18 protein-coding genes are annotated in these 24,584 nt (G+C 36.0%); 3 read left to right on the forward strand and 15 right to left on the reverse strand.

The features are described 5' to 3' along the window. Positions 1-111 precede the first annotated feature (111 nt). Positions 112-2,844, reverse strand: a complete 2,733-nt coding sequence (locus ACKWCD_RS06340) for a carboxypeptidase-like regulatory domain-containing protein (RefSeq protein ID WP_413983104.1) — start codon at positions 2,842-2,844, stop codon at positions 112-114. Between the two features lie 93 nt (positions 2,845-2,937). On the opposite strand from ACKWCD_RS06340, the gene ACKWCD_RS06345 reads away from it, so the two are divergent. Together ACKWCD_RS06345 and ACKWCD_RS06350 are read left to right on the forward strand one after the other, a co-directional pair. Further along, positions 2,938-3,993 (forward strand): endonuclease/exonuclease/phosphatase family protein, encoded by a 1,056-nt coding sequence (locus ACKWCD_RS06345; RefSeq protein ID WP_413983105.1) that lies wholly within the window; start codon positions 2,938-2,940, stop codon positions 3,991-3,993. Between the two features lie 51 nt (positions 3,994-4,044). Next, positions 4,045-4,527 carry a hypothetical protein gene (locus ACKWCD_RS06350; RefSeq protein ID WP_413983106.1) on the forward strand — a complete coding sequence of 161 codons (483 nt, stop codon included), beginning with the start codon at positions 4,045-4,047 and terminating at the stop codon, positions 4,525-4,527. Positions 4,528-4,561: 34 nt separating this feature from the next. Here the strand turns inward: ACKWCD_RS06350 and ACKWCD_RS06355 are convergent, their stop codons facing one another. From ACKWCD_RS06355 to uvrC, 12 genes are all read right to left on the reverse strand, one after another. Beyond that, entirely contained in the window at positions 4,562-5,149 is a 588-nt protein-coding gene (locus ACKWCD_RS06355; protein WP_413983107.1) for a 3-keto-disaccharide hydrolase, read from the reverse strand. Positions 5,150-5,229: 80 nt separating this feature from the next. Continuing rightward, complete coding sequence (locus tag ACKWCD_RS06360; RefSeq protein ID WP_413983108.1) at positions 5,230-5,670, reverse strand: hypothetical protein; 441 nt, start codon at positions 5,668-5,670, stop codon at positions 5,230-5,232. Between the two features lie 115 nt (positions 5,671-5,785). After that, on the reverse strand, positions 5,786-7,141 hold the full coding sequence (locus ACKWCD_RS06365; RefSeq protein WP_413983109.1) for an endonuclease: 1,356 nt from the start codon (positions 7,139-7,141) through the stop codon (positions 5,786-5,788). Between the two features lie 72 nt (positions 7,142-7,213). Beyond that, a complete protein-coding gene (locus tag ACKWCD_RS06370) occupies positions 7,214-8,368 on the reverse strand; it encodes a hypothetical protein (RefSeq protein ID WP_413983110.1) in 1,155 nt (384 codons plus the stop codon). A gap of 11 nt (positions 8,369-8,379) precedes the next feature. Then, a complete protein-coding gene (locus tag ACKWCD_RS06375) occupies positions 8,380-10,923 on the reverse strand; it encodes a TonB-dependent receptor (protein ID WP_413983111.1) in 2,544 nt (847 codons plus the stop codon). 172 nt (positions 10,924-11,095) lie between these two features. Beyond that, complete coding sequence (pgi, locus tag ACKWCD_RS06380) at positions 11,096-12,733, reverse strand: glucose-6-phosphate isomerase (RefSeq protein WP_413983112.1); 1,638 nt, start codon at positions 12,731-12,733, stop codon at positions 11,096-11,098. A 182-nt stretch (positions 12,734-12,915) separates the two neighbouring features. Further along, complete coding sequence (locus ACKWCD_RS06385) at positions 12,916-14,214, reverse strand: peptidoglycan DD-metalloendopeptidase family protein (protein WP_413983113.1); 1,299 nt, start codon at positions 14,212-14,214, stop codon at positions 12,916-12,918. Further along, a complete protein-coding gene (locus ACKWCD_RS06390; RefSeq protein ID WP_413983114.1) occupies positions 14,211-15,185 on the reverse strand; it encodes a tryptophan 2,3-dioxygenase family protein in 975 nt (324 codons plus the stop codon). Before ACKWCD_RS06390 ends, ACKWCD_RS06385 begins: the two co-directional genes overlap by 4 nt. 118 nt (positions 15,186-15,303) lie before the next feature. Then, positions 15,304-16,149, reverse strand: coding sequence for a DUF3108 domain-containing protein (locus tag ACKWCD_RS06395; protein ID WP_413983115.1), 846 nt, complete (start codon positions 16,147-16,149; stop codon positions 15,304-15,306). 328 nt (positions 16,150-16,477) lie between these two features. Further along, positions 16,478-17,641 (reverse strand): 4-hydroxyphenylpyruvate dioxygenase, encoded by a 1,164-nt coding sequence (gene hppD / locus ACKWCD_RS06400; RefSeq protein ID WP_413983116.1) that lies wholly within the window; start codon positions 17,639-17,641, stop codon positions 16,478-16,480. 234 nt (positions 17,642-17,875) lie between these two features. Next, positions 17,876-20,152 carry a patatin-like phospholipase family protein gene (locus tag ACKWCD_RS06405; RefSeq protein WP_413983117.1) on the reverse strand — a complete coding sequence of 759 codons (2,277 nt, stop codon included), beginning with the start codon at positions 20,150-20,152 and terminating at the stop codon, positions 17,876-17,878. 21 nt (positions 20,153-20,173) lie between these two features. Beyond that, the gene (gene uvrC / locus ACKWCD_RS06410) at positions 20,174-21,961 is read right to left on the reverse strand and encodes an excinuclease ABC subunit UvrC (protein WP_413983118.1); all 1,788 of its coding nucleotides are present in this window, start codon (positions 21,959-21,961) and stop codon (positions 20,174-20,176) included. 538 nt (positions 21,962-22,499) lie between these two features. Here uvrC and ACKWCD_RS06415 point away from each other — a divergent pair. Next, positions 22,500-23,069, forward strand: coding sequence for a 5-formyltetrahydrofolate cyclo-ligase (locus ACKWCD_RS06415; protein WP_413983119.1), 570 nt, complete (start codon positions 22,500-22,502; stop codon positions 23,067-23,069). Here ACKWCD_RS06415 and ACKWCD_RS06420 read toward each other — a convergent pair. Together ACKWCD_RS06420 and ACKWCD_RS06425 are read right to left on the reverse strand one after the other, a co-directional pair. Continuing rightward, positions 23,048-23,728, reverse strand: a complete 681-nt coding sequence (locus tag ACKWCD_RS06420) for a lipoprotein signal peptidase (RefSeq protein WP_413983120.1) — start codon at positions 23,726-23,728, stop codon at positions 23,048-23,050. The genes ACKWCD_RS06415 and ACKWCD_RS06420 overlap by 22 nt on opposite strands. A 33-nt stretch (positions 23,729-23,761) precedes the next feature. Beyond that, positions 23,762-24,376, reverse strand: a complete 615-nt coding sequence (locus ACKWCD_RS06425; protein WP_413983121.1) for a hypothetical protein — start codon at positions 24,374-24,376, stop codon at positions 23,762-23,764. Positions 24,377-24,584: the final 208 nt, after the last annotated feature.

A 24,584-nucleotide genomic window follows, 5' to 3' on the forward strand; every position in this document is an offset into this window, starting at 1 on the left:
TATCTTTAAAAAATGGCCGGCGCCTTCAACCCCTCCACTTTTCCATCCGCCAGCTGGCGGAGAAAAACCACCTCCCCTCAGATGAGGGGAGGAGCCTATATTTTGACTTCGTTAAAAACTATATGCCAAATTCAAAAAATAGGTCCGACCGTAGCCATACCAATATTTTGGTGCAAAAGAAGGTGTTCCGCTTAAGTTATCTTGAGCTAATTGACCATAGTTTCCGTTTCGACTTTGTTCATATCCCCCTGTTCGGAAACTTGTATCAAATACATTGTTGACACTGGCAAAAATGCTGATGTACTTTCCCTTTTTTAACCAAGATTTACCTCCAACCAAATTGAGTAAATAGAAATTGTCTAATGGGCTTTGGGCCAATAGTTTATTTACATTTTCATCAGTAGCTACTGGAAATCGATTGCCAGTTTCAGGGTCTAAGAAGAAACTTGCTGTTCTGGTAATAGTTGAGATGTTGGTGTAGTTATCTGCTAAATAATTCGCTGTGGCACCTATCCACCAGTATTTTGGATCTCTATAATTGATGCCAAGAGCAAAGGCCTTTTGTGGACCTTGCGCCAATTTGTAGCCTTTAATATTTGCAGCTCCTAAATCAACGCTCCCTTCGGGATTTATAAAGTCTTCTTCAGCACCAGCAGTGTCAAAATTGATGGCTACTAAAGGATTGCTTGCATAAGTATAGTTTCCGACAGCAGCAACTGCTGTGACCTTTACCTCAGATGATAGTTCATACTCAAAACCTAATTCTATGCCCTTATGCAACTTGTCCAAATCTGTCAATACCTCTTGAACAAAATCGGACCCTACTCCGGAATCAACAAAGAAGAAATTGACGTCGGTGCTATTCTGAAACCGGGTGTAGAAGGCAGTTATTCTTCCGGTTAGCTTTGGAAGACGGATGTAATAATTGAAATCGGTGGCGGTAATTTTTTCATTTTGCAGGTTCGGTACTATCTCATTATTCTCTCTCGGATTAATAAAAATATTCTGGGTTGTTGGAGGTTTATTCAATAATGCACCATTGAGCACCAATTGATGCCTACCATTGAAGCGATATGTAAATCCCGCTTTGAAACCTAGATTTGCAAATGAAATAGGACTGCTTATTCCCAAGGAATTTTCAGGGAATCGTTCGTTTTGAAATTGACCGTTTCTTTGATAATTCATTGAATTATAATCCGCAGATACAAAGCCATCCCATTTATTTCTGTTGTATCTGAGCTGAGCGAAAGCATCAAAATGAGAAACATCAAGAGTGTAGTTATAGTTAAAAATGTCTTTCTCCCCTTTTGAAGTACTTCCATTTATATCATTCAGGGTATTTGAAAATGGGTCTTTATCCTCATGGTATTCTGAACCAAACAAATCATGAATCCTAGCAAAATTGTCTGATTTCAGGCGTCGATAGGTTAATCCGAAATCGAATTGAAAAGCTTCCGTAAGCTCTATATTACCAACGGTACTGGCTGTAAACTGAGTATCATTAGTTACGTCGTCATATAGCACGTAACTAGCCTTATCATCAGTGGCATTTGCTTGATAGATTTTACTCCAATCTAATTGCGGATTTTCTAAAAAGCCTTCTTTTGCCGCATTTGCACTTATAAAATTCGCGCCAATAGGCGAGTTGATATAAAAACTAGGCAGATAGCGATAATAGGTAGGGTCAGGATTCGGAGCATTATAATAACCTAATCTACTTCGATAATTCGTTCCAAATTGATACGAAACCCCGGTGTTTAAACTTACCTTTTTAGATTCATAAAAATGGTTTAACATCAAGATAGGTTCTGCTATTTTCCGTTCTCGGGAATTTCGAATTTCACCATTTTGAAATCCCCAATAGGGATTATATTTTTTGCCAACGAGTTCAAAAACTTCTTCCGTTATCGCCGATGAGCGCCCCCTTCTATTAGAAGCTAAAATGCCCGTGAAAGTGACTGAATTTATTTTGTCAAATTTGTATTCTAAGATTCCTGAAACAGAATATGCATCATACAGCGTCCCATCAATATAGCCTTGTTTTGCCCATCTTCTTGAAGCCGAAATACTATAGGTAAATCCTTTTTCTTTGGATTTTGAAGTATGGGTAACCATTAATCTTCCGGCATAAGTTCTATTGGAGGCCGAAGAAGAGAATCTTGTTCCGGGTCTTAATCCGGAAGGTCTTGTGTCAATATTCGTTGTGCCTAGTATACCTCCAAAATTATACGCCGAGGCTTGTAAACCATGCGTGAATTGTTGGTTTCGTGTTGCGTCATTCAATCCTCCCCAATTATTCCATTGAGGTCTACCGTCATAGAATTTATTCATGGGGATTCCGTTCAACAAAACCTTGCCATACTGTGAATCATATCCGCGAACGCGAAAAAAGGCTTGCCCAAAATCAAAGGCAGCTCTGCTTAAAAATATATCTCGGGTCGCTTGTAACAGGCCAGAAGTATTAGAACTTATAGCATCATCCAAAACCTCAGAGTCAGTAAGCGTAATCAAATTGTCAGTTTGTTCCGTGGATATATCCCTTTCCAAAAAGATAGTACCCACATCTATATTTATTCCTTCCGATTCAATGGGAATTCTTTTTGTAACATAGTCCGGATAGGAAATATTCAGAATGAAATCTCCGTAGGTAGGTACATTAATTTGAAAAAAACCATCGGCATTTGTCAATCCCGCCGATTTAATCCCCTCCAGGGAAATATTAACCTCCGCCATTACACTCTTGTCTTGCTGATTCAAAACCCCTCCAGACAGCATCACAGTATTTTGAGCACTACATGATACACATATCAAAAAGGCAACAAATAGTAGCGGTTGATTGGACATTTAAGTTGGTTGAATTTCTAAATGCGGGATAACAATATATTAAAAAGTAAATAAAGTGTAGGAATTTTCTTTATTTTAAATATATTTAGTTCTATGGATTTGTCTAAAAATAAATGCTTCATCCTACTATTTCTATTGGTTAGTCTTTTTGACGCTTCTTCTCAAGAGAACAAAACCTACGCGATTAAAACCATAGCTTTTTACAATATTGAAAACCTTTTTGATACCGAAAATGATTCCTTAACCTTTGATGATGACCGAACACCAGATGGCAAGGACAACTGGACTCTAGAACGATATAACCAGAAGATTGAAAATATGTCGCAAGTGTTATCTGAAGTTGGGGCCGAAACCACCCAAACCTCTCCAGATATTATCGGTGTCTGCGAAATTGAAAACAAAGGTGTTCTTGAAGATTTAGTGAACCATGAAAACCTCAGGGATAAAGATTATGGAATAGTTCATCTAGATTCGCCTGATGAAAGAGGCATCGATGTGGCCTTGCTCTATAAAAAGAGTTCTTTTATTGTTAATACTTTTAAAAGTCATCGTCTCCTACTTAATGATACGGAAGGCTTTCGCGATTATACACGCGACCAACTAGTTGTTAGCGGATATTTAGATAATGAAAAGTTTCATTTTATAGTGAATCACTGGCCTTCAAGAAACGGTGGAGAAACTCGTAGCAAACCCAATCGCATAGCTGCAGCCAAACTGAATAAAAGAATCATTGATTCAATTCAACGAATTGATATCGATTCAAAAATTATTAGCATGGGTGACCTTAATGACGACCCCATAGATGAGAGTTTGAAAAAAGTATTGAAGACAAAAGGAAAGAAAAAGAATTTGGAACCAACAGATTTGTTCAATCCTTTTGAAATACTATTCAGAAAGGGAGTTGGCTCACTAGCCTATCGTGATAAATGGAATCTCTTTGACCAAATGTTCTTCACTAGTAATTTAATCAATGAAACAAAAGATACCTATAGCTTCTGGAAGGCTAGTGTTTTCAACCGCTCATATCTACTAGACCCTAGCGGAAGGTATCAAGGCTACCCATTGCGTACTTACGCTGGCGGGAGTTATATTGGCGGGTATTCGGACCATTTTCCAGTGTATCTTTACTTACTAAAGAAAGTCAAATAAGTATTTTTGACGCAACCCTTTTTAAAGAACTCATCTCTTTTATAAATAGCTATGAAAAATTTACGTTATTTTCTTTGTCTTACTTTTCTATTGGCGGCCTGTGCTAAAAAAGAGAGTGAAGGGCCTTGTATTGGAATCATTGATTTCGTAGGACCGCCAAGCTTCCAGTTGACATTTATTGATCAAGATGAAAACAATCTAATCGAAAACGGTCATTTCGATTCTAATCTTATTTCTGCATCAATAAATGGGTTTTTATATGAAAATCAAATTGTTGATTTTGACACTCCGAATTTTGAAAATAAAGTTATTCTACCAACAGGTTTAGGCAATGAAGGAAAAAATACTTGGATTCTTAGACTATCAGAAAGTGAAATAGACACCTTAGTGTATTCTTTGGTATTGACAGAGGTAAAACAAGACGGATTTTGTGGAACCGAATCATTTGTTACGACCGCTAGTTTTAATGGAAATGCTATCGACTTAGGAGGTTCAAATGGTTATGACCTTCTGATAAACAAATCTATCGAATAAGCCCTTGCTCTCTGCAACGAAAAGTAAGCTATCTCTACAGTTCAGTAAGCATGAGGTTGCGCCATCTTACCTTAATTCCACCACCATCATGAATTTGAAGGGCAACCGACCCTTCGCCGGCGCCAATCTTTTCATCGGTAAGGGTAATCATTTCGGTGCCATTTAACCATGAGGTAATCGTATCGCCATCAACTCGAATTTTCATGGTATTCCATTCTCCCATTTTTAGGGCTTTGTCTTTTTCTGGGTCTGGTTTAATTAACCAACCACGGCCATAGGATTCGTAGACACCGCCAGTATTGCTTCCTGGAGGTGCAACTTCTACCTGCCATCCACTCACTTTTGTACCTTCAACCGTTGAACGAATAAAGACGCCACTGTTTCCGTTGGCTTCTTGTTTGAACTCTAAGGTCAATTCAAAGTTTTTGTAGTGCTCGTTGGTTCCTAGATACCCATATTGTTCATCTGGACCACTTTCACAGACTAGAAGTCCGTCTTCTACGTACCATTTTTCGGTTCCGTAGATGGTCCATCCGTCTAGGTTTTCACCATTGAAAAGTGATTTCTGCGCTGTTATGCATATTGAAAACAAGACTGCTGTTAGTAAGAGTGTTTTTTTCATTTTATTTATTCATTATTTAGGTACTATAAAAAGATTCCCGCCTTTACTGAAACGAGTTCAGCACAGGCGGGAATGACAATTTAATCAAACCATTGTCCGTATGGGATGCGGCTTAAGATCAAAAGCAATCCTAATCCGTAGAAAATGGCAATACTTTTGAATTTCTTCTTGCCTTCCATAAATTTCTTGTGTCTAGACCAACCAACCGTTATTAGAATAATGGCTAGAATGTTCGTAAATGGATGTTCAACCGCTAGAAGTCTTGCAGAAGAAGATAAGCCACCCATACCCAATTCTTGGATGGCATTCAATCCACTAGGAGAGACAAAAAATAATATCAAACCTATCACTAGCATAATATGAGACAAAATTAGTGCAAAGAGACTGAGTCGAAAATCTTTCTCAGGTGTAAACATTTTGTTGCCTACAAAGCCTGATATAGCATTGATTACTGCTAAAATCAGAATTGCCAATGCTGCATATGCGATATAAGAGTGTATAACTTGAATTGTTTCGTACATGGTATAAATTATTTAGTATTTAAATGTACTGAATTTTGAGCATAAAAAAACCCTGCCTATTGGCGGGGTTTCTTAAAGTATCACTCCGAAAGGTGATAGTTATATTTGTAGTTTACTACCATTTATTCTCAGCGCTAACGCCACCCCAAATTAGTGTAGCAATATAAGGGTTGTCAATAAAAGGGTTTCTGACACCTTGCGCAGCTTGAATAACGTTATTTCTTTGAATTTCAAAAGAAGAAACCGGGTCTTCTACATTCCATTTTAAAAATAACTCAACGGTACCAACTCTATCAAAAGTTTCTCCATATCGTACATTAAGATAAAATATCATTCGTGCGACATCGCCCTTCCATTCATCACCTGGGTACCAATTTTCGCCATTGAGACCATATGAACCCGTGCCTTCAATGAAAGGAAAATTTAATCGTTCTTCATTTATAATGGCATCTGTAGATCTTAGATGGTGTAAGTCTGTTACAGCATCTTCTGTTCTTAACCTCGACTGCGGATAAACGTGTTCCGTATTAAATGTTTGTGGTGAATACGAATTCGTGCCAGACGTATATTCTTCCCAATATCTAGATTCTCCAGAATACATTAAAGTAACATTATCAGGGTTTGATAAATCTTCATCAGCATTATAAAGAAAATTATGTCTTTGACCATATGACAGAATAGTAGTGTGATTATTTTTGGTGTGACTTGAAACTTCAGTATAATTAAGATTAAAATCTGTAGTAAGAACTAAATCATCGTAATAATCACCTAGTATTGTAGGAATGGTAAAGTCTATTGGATTTAATACTGTTACTTCAATATTAGCAATTGTGCAATCAGCTTCTGGTTGATCATCATCGCATAATGTATAACTAAAACCATCTTGGCCCACAAAATCTGTCGATGGCGTGTATGTAATCGTACCATTTTCATTTAAAACTACTGAACCTAAAGAAGAAGAATCATCCACCGAAAAAATAATTGCATCATCAATTACAACGTCATTAGCCAAAATATCATCTATTACTATTGCCGTGTTAATTATTGTTGCAACAATATCATCTGTAGCCTCTGGTGAACCTTCATCCACAACAGTTATTGTAACTGTAGCTGTCGAACAATTTGGAGTTGATTCTGCATCGCATAACTCGTAAGTAAAAGTATCTTGACCTACGAATGCTTTTTGGGGAATATATGTATATGTGCCGTCTCTGTTATCTTCTATACTTCCCCCCTCAGTTGTGGTTATATCAAAAGAAGTAATTCTAGCATTATTAACTACTTTGTCATTATTTAAAATGTTAGAAATGATATTTTCCTGATCTTCCATTGCTGTGAAAGTATCATCTTCAGCTACTGACTTTTCAAATGAAACGGGAGGTTCTATTTCTGGTTCAAGCGTTTCTCCACTAGAAGAGGAACAGGCAGATAAAATAAAACTAAAAATGTATATAAATAGTTTCTTTTTCATGTTTTAAAAATACATAAAACCTCCATCATAAAATGATGGAGGTTTTATTTTATATCATAATATATATTCTAACTATTGAAGTACCCAGTCACTTCCAGTCTTAATTACTGCTAAGCTTTCTGTGCCACTAGATCCATTAAAAATATCAAAAGTTACTACATATTTCTGACCTTCTTCTGCAGAGGGATCTAAATTATTTAGAACTACTACAGTTGCTTCTAACAACATACTATCTGACCAGAAATTATCATTACCACTTCTACGGTCAAAGTTACTAAAGCGTTCTGCACTGCTTGCCGGACCAGGATATTTATCAGCCAAAGCTGTAGAGATCAATACAAAATCTGAGCCCGTGAAAGTATACGCTATTGTATTGTCTGGCACCCATGTCATCCCATCAAAACCAAATTGCAAAGTTTGCTCTAAAACATTATTATAAACGGCCCAGTCAGTACCGTCAAAAATAAAGTTCTTAACAAAGCTATATGTTGTCCTGTCAGTTGTATCTCCATCTTCATCTACATCATCCTCATCAGTTTGAAATAATTTAAACATAAATGGAACGATATCACCTGCTGCTTTAGGCTCAAATTTAAACTTGTCTTTTATGAAGATTGGTAATTTTACTTCAGCCTCATCTTCTGAAGAAAAGTTAGGAAACCCTTCTCCAACAAAGTTATACTCATCATCTGTTAAACCCTGAATAAAATTCCATTCTCCATTAGAATATAAAAACCCATTGTTGAGGGTATTAGTCGAACCATCAAAGAATTCATAAGTCAAAGAAACTAATGTTCTATCCTCTGGGTCAGGATACCTTGTATTCAAGAAAGTAGTAATATGAGAATCTCTACTAAAATTATCAAAACGTTCTGTATCTGGGTTGGCATCATAATCATCTGTAGTTACCTCATAGACAATAAGGTTTCTTTCCGTAGATGCACGAGAGAATAATTTATAGGTCACATTTGCTGTTGAACCTTTTCCCCAAAACGGAAATACATCATTTAAGATCGTTGGTATCATAGATTTTGCGTCATCCACACTACTAAAGTTTCCAAAACCTAGATCTAAAGCCGCATAATCATCATCGGAAATAGTATAATCTGTTGTTCCAACAATTCCTGCTTCATTAGCTTCTAATTCATCAAAAATATCATCTACCGGATTACAACTAGAAATAAACCCAGCCAAGACTATTACGATTAAATATGTTATTTTTTTCATTTTCTTTTTTTTTAAAAATTAATTTTTGCCCCTATTGTATAGGTTCTTCCAGGGCCAAAATAAACTAAGGCCGTTTCTGCTACAGAGCCGTTACCATCTCTAGCATCAGATATGTATTCTGTATTAAAAACGTTATTCACGTTTGCTCTTAATGTGGCGTTGAGCCCTGCAAAATCAAACCGATGTGTTAGCCCTAAATCTACAAGACCATAATCTGGTTGTTTCCAAGCCTGAATATCTGTATCAGTTCCCCTGCTTGTTGGATCATAATCTGCATAATAATCTCCTGCAAAATTAAAATCTACTCTTAAGTCTGTAGTAGGTAAGATTTCATAATTTGCACCGATAGCAAATGTAGTTTGCGCCGAATTACCTACTTTAAGGCCGTCTATAAATAAATCTACCTCTCCAACAAGTTGTTGTTCTTCGTTAAAAATTTGAACATCAGTAACATCATTAGCCCACTGCCAATCTCCTATAGAAACCATACCTGTTATGGTAAGTCTGTCTGAAGCATTGTATTGTCCTTCTAGTTCTATACCTTGGTGCAAAGCGTTTACCCCTAAAATATTTGCTATAAATTGAGTATTATCTGGGTTTTGGAATCTTCTTGTTAAAGTTCTGTCATTCCATTGTGTACGGTACAAATTCAAGTCTAATTTCAATTTATCATTACGGTAGCCGTATCCAAATTCAACACTGAATATTTTTTGATTCTCCGCCTCCTCATTAATATCGTTTCTAAAGTTTAAGAATACAGCATTATTAAAAGGAGCTCTTTCAAAGTAACCAACATTTGCAAATATTTTGTTGTGCTCATCTAGGTTATAGTTTGCCCCACCTTTTCCGCTGTAGCCAAAGAAGTTAATCCAATCTGTTTCTCTAAGGGGGTCAGAGTCCAAATAATTAAAGTAATCTATTCGCTTATAACTGGTGTTAGATCCAGCTAATGATAAAAATGCTGAAAGATTATTTTTGCTATACTCTGCTTGTAGAAAAGCACCAGTCCATCTTGTGAAACCATCATCGTCATATGCAATTTTATCCCCTACTTTAGCAATGTTATTTGGGTTATTAACGTTACTATTATCAACAAAAAACTGACCGCCAAGGAGATCTGTTAAATCTGTGAAGTGTGAACCTTTGTAGGTTCTTAAATCTATTCCTCCTATCAAATCTATATTCTCTGAAAGCTTAGTGGTATAGGTTGATAATACACCTAACCATTTGTGATTATTTCTAGATGCCCTTAAAATTGTTTCAGACCCTAATGCACCCAAGGCAATATTTTCTTCAGCAATAACATCAAGATTTACTGGAGCAAACTCAGTATCTCTGTAATTAAGATTGCTTTTGCCGAACTTATTAACACCTCTAACACCTCCTCCACCTCCAGTACCAAAGGAAACGTAAGCAGATGTTGCCAATTTAGACTTTTCAGATATGGTCCAATAGTGGTTCAAAGCTAATTGAGGTTTATGGTAAAAATTATCTTCGATATTTACAAGTTGACCATTTCTATAACCATAATCAATATTAGTTCTAATACCTCGTTCACTTCTTCTAAAATCATCAATTAATAATCTGTTTTGGCGTTGACCATGTCTCTGTGGTGCACCAAAACCAGTAAAAACCAACTGGTGGTTATCATTTAATTGTTTAGAAATATTAACAAAGTAAGAATATGCATCTATTGTAGTTGCATCAACGAATTGTTGCCCTGTAGTTCTTGATAAAGAAACTGTAGCAGCCCAATCGTTTTCCATAAGACCAGTTGATAAGGTAAAACCATATTTAGTATAACCGTTATTTCCTGTAGTCATAATAACATTCCCACCTTTTTCAACATCAGTAGATTTGGTAACAATGTTCATTGTACCTCCAATAGAAGGAACTGCCAATTTAGAAGCTCCTAAACCACGTTGTACTTGTATTGTTCTAGTCACATCTGAAAGACCTGCCCAGTTACTCCAGAAAACACGACCATTCTCCATATCGTTAACAGGAATACCATTAATCGCAACAGCTACATTTTCTGAGTTAAATCCACGTAAACGCAACTCAGCATCTCCAAAACCACCGCCACCTCGTGTAACATAAACACCCGGTGTGGATTTTAATATTTCCGGAAATTCTTGACTCCCCAGTTTATTTTCGATTATTGCGGCTTTAATTGTAGAAACTGCAACTGGTGTTTTACGGTCAATAGCCAGAGAAAAGCTGCTTACAACAACCTCATCTAGTGCACTCGCATCAGCTTCCATTATAATTTTTCCTAGATTAACCGCAGTGTTACCACTAAAGGTAAACTCAACATCTTTCGTTTTAAAACCTATGTAAGAAAACCTTAATGTACCTGAAGCCTCCTCTACTTCAATGTTAAAATCTCCATCAAAATTGGTAGTAACACCATTTGTTGTTCCAATTACCATTACGGTAGCTCCAGGCAATGGTTCATCTAAATCTCCGTCAATTACGGAGCCTGTGATTGTTCCCTGAGAAAATGCAATAGCCGTAACGAAAAACGCAACCATTGCTAAGTACTTTTGTTTCATCTGTCTCGTATTTATTTAGTTTTGATTTTGCTGCAAAAGTGATGTTTTTATCTTTTTTCTACATTAAGACAAAGTTAACTTTTGCGCACGCAAATTTAACACAATTTTAGCATCGCCTGTTAAAAAACCCCTGAAGTTATTAGAGGTTATTAAGAATTCACAAAATCTCAGTCTAACTCTTAAAAGATTGTAAAAGTTGCGTTGTAGAGCTGTCGTGTTTGCTAATTTCAAAGTTTTCTAAGTCTTTTAAGGTGGTGCCTGCCAGCTGTTTACCTAACTCAACACCCCATTGGTCATAACTGAAGATGTTCCAAAGTATACCTTGAACGAAAATTTTATGTTCGTAAAGTGCGATTAAAGCACCCAAACTATTAGGTGTAAGCCTATCAATTAGTATTGTATTTGTCGGATTGTTACCTTCAAATTTCTTAAAAGGAAGTAGTTTTTGAATTTCAGTTTCAGTTAGTTTCTTTTCCTCCAATTCTGTTCTTACTTCATCGCCTGTTTTCCCATTCATTAGTGCCTCAGTCTGCGCAAAGAAGTTTGCCATTAATTTGTTATGATGGTCGGTATTTCCATAAAGAGATTTCTTAAAACCGATGAAATCTGCAGGAATTAACTTTGTGCCCTGGTGTATCAACTGAAAGAAAGCATGTTGAGAATTCGTGCCTGGCTCACCCCAAATTATGGTGCCTGTTTCATAGTTCACACGATTACCATCTCTGTCTATACTCTTGCCATTACTCTCCATAATGCCTTGTTGCAGATAAGCAGAAAATCTACTCAAATATTGCGTGTAAGGAATTATAGCTTCAGTTTCAGCACCATAAAAGTTATTGTACCAAATGCTTAGCAAGGCTAAAACAACCGGAATGTTTTTATCAAAATCTTCGTTTTTGAAATGCTCGTCCATTTCATTTGCTCCTTTTAAAAGTGCATCAAAATTTTCAAACCCTACGGCCAATGCAATTGAAAGTCCAACAGCGCTCCACAGTGAAAATCTGCCACCTACCCAATCCCACATGGGGAAAACGTTTTCTTGAGCGATTCCGAATTCGGCTATTTTCTTTGTATTTGTTGATACGGCAGCGAAATGCTTGGCAATATCTTTTTGACTTCCACTTTCTAAGAACCACTCTTTTATTGTAGTGGCGTTACTCAGCGTTTCTTGCGTAGTAAATGTTTTTGAAACGACTACAAATAAAGTTGTCTCAGGGTTTAGTTCACGCAACACTTCCTGTACATGGTCTCCATCTACATTACTAACAAAATGGACTTTCAGATGGTTTTTATAGAATTTTAGGGCTTCCGTGACCATTGCGGGGCCTAAATCTGAACCTCCTATTCCGATATTCACCACATCGGTAAAAGATTTCCCTGTATACCCCTTACTTTCCCCAGAAATTATAGAATCTGTAAACTTTTTAATGTGTTTTTTAACCTCGTATACTTCAGGAACTACGTTTACTCCATCTACAGTAATCGCATCTGATTCTTTTGCTCTTAGCGCCGTATGCAGTACTTCACGCCCTTCCGTTTCATTAATAACGGCTCCACCAAATTGGTTGGTGATAGCCTCTTTAAGATTTACCTCATCTGCCAGTTGCAAAAGCAACTGCATGGTTTCTTCGGTAATTCTATTCTTAGAAAAGTCTACAAGAAAATCATTCCATTTTATGGAGAACCTGCTAGCCCTATCATCATCATCGCTAAAAAGGCTTTTCATATGACTTTCTTTCTTTTGATTATAGTGGTCAGCAAGCTTTTTCCAAGCTTGGGTAGTTGTCGGATTGAAGTTGGGTAATGACATTAAGGCTTTTTAAAGTTTATGACTTCTGTTTTCTCACCTAGTCGTGAAGTGCGAAGACGCAAAAATAGAATATAATACCGAAACTTCGGAATTGATATCCTAACCTTGAAATATCGTTTTGTTAGAATTCTAAAAAGAAAGGTCTGAATTTAAAAATAACGCTATATAGACCCAGCGAGAAACTACTGATTCAAAGTAACTAAGTCATCCTCTTCTTCCTCCTGAATTGGTTTTTCAGGATACAGCATACAATCAAGCTGATCTTTAATGGGCTCAACATAAGCAAAGTATTCAGGTTGTAAGGTTTTTGCCAAAGGTTCGGCCTTAGGAAGCTCTTCTTTTCTTGGGTCGACTTGCCTTCCATTTCTCCAGAAACGGTAGCAAACATGCGGGCCACTTGTGTTTCCTGTCATTCCAATCCATCCAATGACATCACCTTGACGAACGAAATCACCTCTTTTCACATTCTGCTTACTCATGTGTAGATACTGCGTGCTGTATTTTCCGTTATGGCGAATTTTCACATACTTACCATTGCCGCCTCTTCTTGTCGATTCTGTTACCGTGCCATCGGCAGTTGCCAGTATAGGCGTTCCTCTTGGAGCCGCATAGTCCGTTCCTTTATGTGGTCGAATGCGATTTCCATAATATCTAATTCTTCTCTTTAGATTGTAAACCGAAGATATACGGCCAAACTTTAAAGGTGCTCGTAAAAAAGTTCTTCGAAGATTATTGGCTTCTTCATCAAAATAATCAACAACATTCTTCAAAGAATCATTCTCGTATGCAAAGGCATAAATAGGCCTCCCATGATGCTCAAAATATGCAGCTTCTATTGGTTCAGCACCAGCATAAATAGTATCGTTAATATACTTTTCTTTGTAAATCACTTTAAACTTATCCCCGGCTTCCAACTTGAAGAAATCAATCGTCCAAGCATAGACGTCGGCCAAATTATGGGTAACGTTATAATCTATGCCTTGTTCTTGAATTACTTGGGATATTGAAGAGCCTTGTTCAATAATTCCAGAAGCTTCTCTTTCTACATATTTTACCTCCTTTTTATCAGTGTAAGCAGAAACGCTATCTCTAAAGTCAACAACAGTATAATTGATTCTATCGTTTTCATAGATGAATATCTGAGCAGCCTCAGTTGTATCCTTGGAAGCTAAAATTGTGTATGGTTTACCCACTCTTATTCTTCGAACATCAAATGTATCTTTGAATTCAAGTGATAACTTAGAAATCTTCGGATAGTCAACCTTGTGCGCCGTCATTAACTCTCCAAAACTGTCCCCGTTTCTAATGGTATCATATTTTACGGTAAACTCATCTAGATTAAAGCCAAACTTTGTAACTGGCTTCTCAATAACAGGAATTGTCGCTACTTCTTTTTTGGCGTCTTCGTTTTTAACCTCATTTTCTTCTTTACAAGAAAATAGTAGGATTGAGATTAAAAGAATGCCCCAGAACTTTTTCATTTTGGTTTTGATACTTTTTCAGGATTAAAGATATGGTCTACCCATTCTTTACCCCAATTATTTAACTCTTCTTTGGTATATAGGTCCGGAAAAAATACGACTTTTTGAAAACTTGGCGGTAAATATTTTTTCCAGTTTGTACCGCCTGAGGCATTGATATTTTTCTTGTCTTTGGCAAGATAACGATGGGCGGAACCAAAGTGCATCAGGGGCCAGTTTACGTTCGCATTTAAATCCAATGTCTTTAACGCTTTTATAAGGGCTTTATTATCTTGTTTTTCTTTGGGTAATTGTAAGTATTTATCCAAGATAGTGATGCCTTTCACTTGCTTAGCAATGCGAATAAATCTTGGTGTATATCGGTACTCAAATTGTTTTAAGGTTAGGGTTTTTTCACCTGTATCGGCATCAGTAGCTCCTTTCTTCCAATATATATGCTCATAAAGTTCTTCAATACTATCTTCGGATGAAAATTGATCTCTTTCCGTATGATGCACTAAGTGCTCCATAGCGGTGGCATAAATCTCAATCATTCGATACTGCGCAGATTGAAACCCACTAGCAGGAAGCAAAGCCATTCGATATTGTAGAAACTGCTCACGTTCCATTCCCTTAATCATAATACTAAAGGAAGATATTAGTGCCTGATAGTAACTATTTATACGGCGGGCCTTTTCTATAAAAAAATCAACGTTTTGCGATTTATCATCTACTAATTGCCTTTGCTCATGTAAAATCAACTTGAAATAAAGCTCCGTAATTTGATGGTACATGATGAAGATTTCTTCATCAGGAAAATAGGTTCTCGGAACCTGTAAACTTAAAAGGGTATCTAAGTGTATATAATCCCAATAGGTAAGGTAGCGCTGATATAATAAACCATCTAGATAAGAGCTTAAGTCTTGGCCTGAATCTTTGTATTTCTCTTGAAGTTTAGAAATTTGAGAATCAATCTGCTCTTTGTTCTTCATTTTCATGTAGTTTCAATTGCAACTTTCTGTTCTAAAAAAGCAACAACTTCTTTACTTTGCCAAAACTACACAAAGATTTTATAAAGAAAAATTTAAATATTTTGAAGCAGTGCTCTGCTTATTTCATGATAATCTTGAACTGATGTTTTAGTCCATTATAGCCATCGAGATCAGCCTTAATCGCTCCAACAGCTAACTCAGCACTAATTCGAATTGGGATTCTGTTATCGTCCGCAGATACCCACAAGGAAAGACTTTCTTGTTCTTTAAATACTCTACCTGATTGCACCATTGGGCGGAATTTATAACATTCAACTTTCCCGAATTTTGTTTTCACGATTTCTTTACCCAGATATTTCAATTTGAAATCGAAAATTCCGTCATCATCATAAAGCATTTTCAATTCTACTGCTTTTCCAACAACCAAATCTTCTGGTATATAATTGTTTCTCAAATAATAAAAAGCAGAAAGCAGATCTTGAATACTGTCTTGAAATTCAAAATCCATTTTTTTATTGTTCTTCTTATCATTGAAAATTGCTTTTTCCTCTTTATGATCAAAGTTTATTTCTATATCCTTTGTATAACCTCCCTCATTTGTCTTCCTAATAAATTTATAAGGTTTTCCATCTTCCACTCCGAAGTAACTTTCATAAGTATCATCAACCTTAAAAAAAACACTTGCGAAACCAGTTGTTTCCCCGTGACCTACTACATGGTATACGGGCACATCATCTATTTCGGCAGACTTTACATGTAATGTTGCATAACTGGCATTCAAAAATCCATAGTGCATGCGAAATTTCAACCATTCTCCGGGTTTAAAAGCGGACTCCTTCTTTTCTTTCTTCTTGGTTGTAGATCTCTTGATATTCGAATTAACCGCTAAATCATTGGAAATACCTTCTTGTGCATTCAAGCAAAGACTAACAGAAAGGAATGTAAATAGTAAAAATTTCTTCATAGCTAGAAGTATTATTGTAAAAATAGTGAATGTGTACTAAAACATTTATTGGTTCACTATTACTAGAACAAAATTTATTCCAAAGTATTGTCAGAATCAAAACAAAAAAAAGCCTAGTTAAAAAAACTAGGCTTTTCCTAAATAACCAACCAAACTTTAAATTATGAAAAACCAATACTTAAAGTTGTAAGGGAACCACCCCTTACTGATACAAATTTAATACATAACCCGCTGGTTCAAATCCCTTTTAACTTACTTTAACTTATCTCTTAACACTTATTTATATATAGCATTCAAAATTTAGGAAATCATTAAGAAAAATCCCTATTTAAAGGGTTCCTCGCGCTTGTTGCTCTCTTTCAATAGCTTCAAAAAGTGCTTTGAAATTTCCAACTCCAAAAGACTGAGCTCCTTTTCGTTGAATGATTTCGATAAACAAAGTTGGTCTATCAACAATCGTTTTAGTAAACAGTTGTAATAAATAACCTTCTTCATCTCGATCAATTAAAATTCCGTGTTTTTTAAGCACTTCAACATCTTCATCAATTTCGCCAACACGATCTAATAAATCGTCATAATACTCCTCAGGAACATATAAAAATTCTACTCCTCTATCTCGCATTGCGGAAACGGTTGCCACAATATCATCTGTTGCTAGGGCCATATGTTGAACCCCTGGACCGTTATAAAAGTCTAAATATTCTTCTATTTGTGATTTCTTTTTCCCTTTTGCGGGCTCATTAATAGGAAACTTCACTCGACCATTACCATTACTCATCACCTTACTCATAAGAGCTGTGTATTCAGTAGCGATATCATCATCAGCGAAGGAAATAATTTGAGCAAAGCCCATTACTTCTCCATAAAATTTACACCATTGATTCATTTCACCCCAACCAACATTGCCCACCATATGGTCGATGAATTTCAGGCCAACTGGCTCTGGATTATAGTGTGATTCCCATTTTCGATATCCTGGCAAGAAAATACCATTGTAGTTTTTACGTTCCACAAACATATGCACCGTTTCACCGTAAGTATATATTCCTGAGCGAATTACATATCCGTTTTCATCTTCCTCTTTAGTGGGTTTCATATAAGGTTTGGCACCTCTTTTCGTGGTTTCTTCAAAAGCTTTAGTAGCGTCTTCAACCCAAAGCGCCATGACTTTTACCCCATCACCATGGGTATCAATATGTTTGTTTATTTCACCACCTTTCTGCAATGGTGTAGTAAGTACCAATCGTATTTTATCTTGTCTTAAAACATAAGATACTCTATCTTTTAGTCCTGTTTCAAGTCCGGCATATGCTTCAGATTGAAAACCTAATGCCGTTTTATAAAAGTGTGCAGATTGCTTTGCATTACCTACATATAGCTCTACGTAATCGGTACCAAGTAAGGGAAGAAAGTCTTCAGCTTCTTTGAATAATTTTTTTAAGGAATATTCTGTGTTCTGAAGATCTTTTAAATTTTTTATTTCTGCTGCCATGAGAATTGTTTTTTGAATCAAAAGCGTTTTTAGAATGTATTGTTAAAAAGTGTAGAGGAACGAAAAATTCCACAAAGCGCCTGTCGGCGAACAAACATCTTGCTTACCACATTGCCCTAAGATGAGCTGTTATATCAATTCTAAATTGCATCATACAAATTCATACTTGTAGACTACAAATATCGTGAAAAAGAATTCAACTACTGTAAATCTTGACTCAGCTTTTAGAAAGTACTAGAACCAATACCCTATGCTGAAAAAGAAATTACCTTTGTCAACTTCAGGAGACCAAGAATATAAAACCTGAATTGGCCCTAAAAACGACTTTAACCCATAACCCAAAGCATAACCTGAATAGGTGGGTTCTGTAAACCATTCCCCTGTTCGAAAAAGGTCATCATCAACATTGGCAAAATTAGCAGCAAAGAGCAAGTGGTTCTTTGGAGCAATTTCCCAATCTAATCTACCATATGCTTTTACGTAGCTATTACCTGGTAATGATAAGAAGTCATATCCGTAAAAAGGAATGAAATTATTGATAAGGTTTGTACCATAACCGCCCAATACAAAATCAAAAGAAGTTACATTAGAAGTACCAAGTTTAAACCCTCCTTCAGTCTCTAAATTTATTGCGAGATTATGAAAAATTGAAAAGGCACCCCCAAGCCGCGCCTTGCTGACCGAAAAGTCCTTAAAATTTTCATTAAAGTCAGAAGACAAGATGTAATAGTGAAAATCTCCATCGAAGAAAAGTCCTTTTGTTGGAAAATACTTATTATCATAAGTGTCCAGAGTAAGTTTACCAAAAGCACTATAAAAATCGCTTTTTTCAAAAAGGGTTCTACCATTTCCATCTGTTCTTGCTTGAGACAGAGCGTTCACATTTTGATCATCAAGTTCTGCAAGGGTTCTAGTACTGTACTTTAGAAATTTTTGCTCAATTCCCATAGTAAAAGCAAACTCTTCTTGCCAAACGGTTTGCACATAAGCTTGATTGGTAAAGTCTTGAACCCCTAAATTAATTGTATTCACATTACCCACATTTGGCACCTCATAATTACTTCGAATCACATCAAAATCAACCTCCTTTTCAAAATCATTAAAACGCGAATTAAAACCAAAACTCCAATACGAACCTTTGTCTACATAATACTGTAAATTATAACGCACATTGTCTCCTAAAATAAAATCAAATGAGGCAACGTCATCTTTCATAAAAAGCTTTTTTCTTGTCAAATTAATCATCGCTGCACTTTTATAAAGGTCGTCATAGTGAGCTCCCAGACGTAAAAAAGTTTTATCTGAAGTTTCTTCCAAGCGTAAAACCAAATCTTCACCAATTCCGTTAGAAACTAATTGATAGCGAATCGTTTTAAAATTGCCTGTTGCTGATAAGTTGCTTATGCCTTGTTGTAGCTTTTCAAATGTAATTTTATCCCCAAGTTCAAAGCGTAATTTCCCTTTTACATACCCTCTTGAATAGGTGGTGTTGCCTCCTGATATTACCAATCGATTTATCCTTAGTGAATCTTTAGGGGCTACTGATTTTACAAGTGTTCTTTTTTTGTTTTGGTTAATAGAAAGTTCTTTTAAAGCAAGAAACTTTTTGCGCGCAGCAGTTTCACCCAACTGAACAATAGTATTTCCTTCATTAAAGTCTAAAACAGTGTAATTCTCAATATCTGGTTTAATATATACATCCGTTTGTTTTGACTTTTCTTGCATTGCCTCAACCGTTCTGAAGTTATTGATCTGAAGTAGAATTTCTGTCGCCGAAAGCAATTCTTTTCGATCAGAAAGTCCGTGTTGTACATCAATTCCAATAACAATATCTGCGCCCATTGCCTTCACTTTCTCAATGGGGTAGTTATTCACAACCCCACCGTCAATTAATACCTTTCCGTCAACGATAGCTGGCTCAAAAAGAGAAGGAAGCGTTCCACTAGCCATAATTGCCTCAGGTAAATACCCTTTGTTTAAAACTACTTCTTCACCAGTCTCTACATTGGTTGCAATGCAAACAAAAGGAATAGGCAGATCACTAAAGTTGTTTACATCTTTTACATGATATAGCAATTTTACCAATTCTTGGTAAATATTTTGACCACCAGAATACGCTGGGGGAACGGATATCTTAAATTTATTAAAGGGCAGCGTAACAGCGTATCTTTCAGAATCTTCTTTCTCATAAAATGTTTTCGCACTTCTAGGCAAATTATCTTGAATGAGACGATTAAAATCCGTAGTTCTAAAAATAGAATCTAATTCATTCGCAGAATACCCGGCAGCATAAAGGGCCCCTATAATTGCCCCCATACTCGTACCTCCGATATAATCAATTTTAACTCCCGCCTCCTCTATGACTTTGAGAGCACCAATATGAGCAAGACCTTTTGCCCCTCCTCCGCTAAGAACTAGCCCAACCTTAGCTTCTTTTTGAGCATTTGAGTTTTGGCCAAATAGACCCGTATAAATAAAAAAGGCAATCGCCAAGAAAAGTATTTTTTGCATGCTTTCTATACGACGTTCTTTTTAGTGAAATGTTTCAAATATCTTTTTTGCTTTTGCCATTCCAACGGTTTCAGCGAGATTTTCAAGCGATGCTTCTTTAATTCGTTTTACAGATCTAAAAGCTTTTAACAAGTCTTCCGCAGTCTTTTCACCAATCCCTTCAATACCTTCTAATTCTGAATTAATAGCTGCCTTACTTCTTTTGTTTCTATGAAAATTAATTCCGAACCGATGCGCTTCATTACGAAGTTGTTGAATGATTTTGAGGGATTCCGATTTTTTATCTAGGTACAATGGAATCGGATCTTCAGGAAAATAAATTTCCTCCAAACGCTTTGCAATTCCAATAATAGCAATCTTTCCTCTCAATCCTAAAACATCTAAACTTTTCAAGGCAGAAGAAAGCTGTCCCTTTCCTCCATCAATGACAATTAATTGTGGTAAGGGTTGCTCCTCAGTCAATAATCTTTTGTATCGCCGATATACTACTTCTTCCATCGATGCAAAATCGTCTGGCCCATCTACTGTTTTAATATTGTAATGTCGGTACTCTTTTTTAGATGGTTTTCCGTCTTTAAATACAACACAAGCAGCTACAGGGTTGCTTCCTTGAATATTACTATTATCAAAACATTCAATGTGACGAGGTTCTTCTGATAACCGAATATCAATCTTCATCTGAGCCATAATGCGTTTCGTATGTCGATCAGGATCGGTAATCATAATTTGCTTAAAGCGCTCTTGTCTAAAAAACTTAGCATTACGCTTTGAAAGATCAAGGATCTTCTTTTTATCTCCTAACTGCGGAACTGTTACTTTTAAATGCGGCTCAACGATTACTTCAAACGGGAGATAAATTTCTTTGGACTCAGATTTAAAGCGATCACGAATCTCAACTATGGCAAGTTGCAACAAATCTTCATCTCTTTCTTCTAGTTTCTTTTTAATCTCTACGGTATGTGATCCCACAATGGAGCCATGAGAAAGCTGCAAAAAGTTTACATATGCAAAGGCCTCATCTGAAATAATAGAAAAGACATCCACATTATTTATTTTAGGATTTACTATAGTACTTCTAACTTGGTAGCTCTCTAGCACCTCAATCTTATCCTTAATCTGCTGCGCTTCTTCAAATTTCATTTCAGCAGCAAGCGCCTTCATCTGACCTTTAAAATAATGTAGCGATGATTTGAAGTTTCCTTTTATTATACCTCGTATATCTGAAATCTGACGCTCATATTCTTCAGCCGTTTGTTCTCCAATGCATGGTCCTTTACAATTGCCTAAATGGTATTCTAGACAGACTTTGTATTTACCAGCTTTTATTTTTTCTTCGGATAAATCATAGTTGCATGTTCTTAAAGGATAAACACTTTTAATAAGGTCTAATAATGTTCGAACCGTCTTCATACTAGTATAAGGACCAAAATATTCAGACCCATCTTTTATCAATTTTCTAGTTGGGAATATCCTTGGAAAGCGTTCATTTTTAATACAAATCCAAGGGTAGGTTTTATCATCCTTTAAAAGCACATTGTATCTGGGGCGATATTTTTTTATCAGATTGTTTTCTAATAAAAGTGCATCTGATTCTGTTGGCACAACGATATGTTCAATTCGAACTATTTTCTTAACCATAACACGGGTTTTCCCGTATTCATGGTTTTTAGTAAAATAAGAGGATACACGTTTCTTTAAATTTTTTGCCTTCCCAACATATAAAATTTTATCCGTTGAATCATAGAACTGATACACCCCAGGATTATTGGGAAGCGTTTGCAGCTGTATTTCAATTGTTATCTTAGACATAAGATGTTATCGGTTCATCATTGTTTGGTAGGAAGCGTTAAATTACCATGTTTTTGTAAAACCTCATTCGATTTTAAATTAATTTAACGTAGTTAAAGAAGGTATCATCAAATGATAAAAATCAAATTCTTTAGAGCAAAAGAGGCTCTCTCGTAGACCCCATTTTTTCGATTTCTAAGCGATTTCAAAAAACCGCCTAATGGCTAAAAAATAGTCTACATTTTAATAATTAAAAGTTTAAACTATAACTTTCTGTTTATCAATTATTTAAATCAATATTTGATTGTATTTACCTATAATTCAATCTTACTCAAATGTTAAAATTTGATACAAAACGTGCAGTTCATCGATTAAAAAGTACACTTAATAGTTTTTTTTTGTATATATTTAGCCATCAAAATCAACCAACATGGACAAGTACCTCATCACTATTGGCACATACTTAATATTAATGCTTTTTTGCAAGGTTTATTATGCCGTTGCAATCAAAGATTAAGGCTTAGCCTCAACAAATCGAATGGTGTCAACTAATCTTTAGATGTTAAAAAAAGATTTAAGACTTCAGTATACTGCATTACGAAAAGATGTTTCCCCACATTCACTTTTAAATTCTAGCTTATCAATCGCTAATAAACTTCTGGCACTCGATATCTGGCATTTCGATTATTACCATATATTTCTCCCTATTACTTCCAAAAATGAAGTAGACACTTCTTTTATTCTGTCCATTCTGCAAGGGAAAGACAAAAACATCGTCCTCCCTAAAGTAAAAGCTGAGCGAAGTTTAAAACATATTTTACTTACCGACAATACAAAGTTGATGGTAAATTCTTGGGGGGTTCCAGAACCATTAGATGGCATCGAAGTTCCTATTGAAAAAATTGATGTAGTTTTTGTTCCTCTTTTGGCATTTGACAAAACCGGAAATAGAGTAGGTTATGGAAAAGGATTCTACGACGTCTTTTTATCGAATTGCAGAAAAGATGTTATAAAGATTGGATTATCGCTATTTACGGTTGAAGATAAAATCACCGATGTAAGTGAAAATGACATCCCCCTAGACCATTGCGTAACTCCTGAAGAAATCTATTCGTTCTCTAGAATCTGATCTGCTATTTCATCTACAACCGACTCTCCGGTTGAGGTATCTTCTTCATTCTTAGGGAAAGCTTTTTTGTTAAATACTAACAATACTCCAACACCAGTGCTGATCGCCGTATCGGCCACGTTAAAAACTGGTTCAAAAAAGCGAAAACCTTTCCCCCCAAAATAAGGCACCCATTCGGGCCATACCGTATCAACCATAGGAAAATAAAGCATATCAACTACTTTTCCGTAAAAAACACCACCATAAGGTTCATCTGAAAATAGAGTGGCTACTTGACGTTCACTATGATCAAAAATAAGTCCGTAAAAAACGGAATCTATGATGTTTCCTAAAGCTCCAGCGAAAATCAATGAGACTGCTAGAATAAGTACTTTAGGTGATTTTTTTCTTATGGTATCAAATAACCAGTATCCAATTCCGGCGACAGCAAATAATCGAAAAACTGTTAAAACTAACTTGCCAGCTGATTCCGAAATTGGTAAAAAATCGCTCAATTTAGCTCCCCAGGCAGCACCTGAATTTTCAATAAAATGAATCTTAAACCAATTAAAGACCTCCGTAGATTGTCCCAATTCAAAATGGGTTTTTATGTAGATTTTACTAATCTGGTCTATAATTAATATAACCGCAATCAGCAGCAGCGACTTCTTTAAATTCATTCCGTAGTTATATATGTGGCAAAAATAGACATATTATTCGATTCTCTTTAAGTGGATGTCTCCTGTAACGGTATTAATCAGGTACTTATTATCTCCCATAGGTATTTCATTTTCATCTACCTTTCCATATTTGCTATAGGGATGTATTTCCGCTGAAATGCTTTCTACAATAATATCACCGCTTTGAGAAATTATTTCGGCTAGACCATTGACCTTATGTAAGCGACTAACACCATCATTTAAAGTCACTTTTAGCTTTTCGTAAAGTCCGGTTGCACGCACATTACAGTTTGTTCCAAAAACCCTAACACTCTTCTCCTCAGGCAGTTTAATTTTCAAGGCGATTGACACTACTTTATGAGCACTAAGTTTGTCATTTGGGTTTTCAAAATTCGGTTGAAAACCTGCACTTATCAAAACCGTTGTGCCTTCTTCATTAACATTTAGAACAAGGTCTTTTCGATATTCTCCTTCAATATTAGCCTCTACCTCTATTGCCTCAGTATCGCTCGTTTCAACCTGTACTTCAAAACAGTTAGAAACGTCTATTTGAATTGAAGAAACAGTACTATCTACAATCGATTTTTTTACCACTTTCTGGGCGGTAAGAAAATTTAAAGTCAAGAAAAGTACAAATAGAATTCTCATGGTTTTATACTCTTATTAGCTACATAAGGTCTCCTTCCAAATAGGTAATCCCTAAAATAACACAAAGCCAAAACACTAGTCCAAAATAATACCACTTCAGTAAGGTTGCTTTTTCTTTCGGACTACCGCTCAAATTTGCGAAGTAATGTTTCCCTATCAGCAAAACAAAAATAAGACCAAAGAAAAATATGAGCCCCTTGTCTGTTCT

Source organism: Maribacter taeanensis (assembly GCF_047345145.1).
GTDB lineage: Bacteria > Bacteroidota > Bacteroidia > Flavobacteriales > Flavobacteriaceae > Maribacter_C.

Excerpts from the sequence above, each read along its gene's own strand:
- ACKWCD_RS06420 (WP_413983120.1), bottom strand. The coding sequence starts at position 23,728 with ATGAATTTAAAGAAGTCGCTGCTGCTGATTGCGGTTATATTAATTATA.
- ACKWCD_RS06395 (WP_413983115.1), bottom strand. The coding sequence starts at position 16,149 with ATGAAGAAATTTTTACTATTTACATTCCTTTCTGTTAGTCTTTGCTTG.
- hppD (WP_413983116.1), bottom strand. The coding sequence starts at position 17,641 with ATGGCAGCAGAAATAAAAAATTTAAAAGATCTTCAGAACACAGAATAT.
- ACKWCD_RS06375 (WP_413983111.1), bottom strand. The coding sequence starts at position 10,923 with ATGAAACAAAAGTACTTAGCAATGGTTGCGTTTTTCGTTACGGCTATT.
- ACKWCD_RS06370 (WP_413983110.1), bottom strand. The coding sequence starts at position 8,368 with ATGAAAAAAATAACATATTTAATCGTAATAGTCTTGGCTGGGTTTATT.
- ACKWCD_RS06390 (WP_413983114.1), bottom strand. The coding sequence starts at position 15,185 with ATGAAGAACAAAGAGCAGATTGATTCTCAAATTTCTAAACTTCAAGAG.
- ACKWCD_RS06405 (WP_413983117.1), bottom strand. The coding sequence starts at position 20,152 with ATGCAAAAAATACTTTTCTTGGCGATTGCCTTTTTTATTTATACGGGT.
- ACKWCD_RS06415 (WP_413983119.1), top strand. The coding sequence starts at position 22,500 with ATGTTAAAAAAAGATTTAAGACTTCAGTATACTGCATTACGAAAAGAT.
- uvrC (WP_413983118.1), bottom strand. The coding sequence starts at position 21,961 with ATGTCTAAGATAACAATTGAAATACAGCTGCAAACGCTTCCCAATAAT.
- ACKWCD_RS06425 (WP_413983121.1), bottom strand. The coding sequence starts at position 24,376 with ATGAGAATTCTATTTGTACTTTTCTTGACTTTAAATTTTCTTACCGCC.
- ACKWCD_RS06340 (WP_413983104.1), bottom strand. The coding sequence starts at position 2,844 with ATGTCCAATCAACCGCTACTATTTGTTGCCTTTTTGATATGTGTATCA.
- ACKWCD_RS06365 (WP_413983109.1), bottom strand. The coding sequence starts at position 7,141 with ATGAAAAAGAAACTATTTATATACATTTTTAGTTTTATTTTATCTGCC.
- ACKWCD_RS06360 (WP_413983108.1), bottom strand. The coding sequence starts at position 5,670 with ATGTACGAAACAATTCAAGTTATACACTCTTATATCGCATATGCAGCA.
- pgi (WP_413983112.1), bottom strand. The coding sequence starts at position 12,733 with ATGTCATTACCCAACTTCAATCCGACAACTACCCAAGCTTGGAAAAAG.
- ACKWCD_RS06355 (WP_413983107.1), bottom strand. The coding sequence starts at position 5,149 with ATGAAAAAAACACTCTTACTAACAGCAGTCTTGTTTTCAATATGCATA.
- ACKWCD_RS06385 (WP_413983113.1), bottom strand. The coding sequence starts at position 14,214 with ATGAAAAAGTTCTGGGGCATTCTTTTAATCTCAATCCTACTATTTTCT.
- ACKWCD_RS06350 (WP_413983106.1), top strand. The coding sequence starts at position 4,045 with ATGAAAAATTTACGTTATTTTCTTTGTCTTACTTTTCTATTGGCGGCC.
- ACKWCD_RS06345 (WP_413983105.1), top strand. The coding sequence starts at position 2,938 with ATGGATTTGTCTAAAAATAAATGCTTCATCCTACTATTTCTATTGGTT.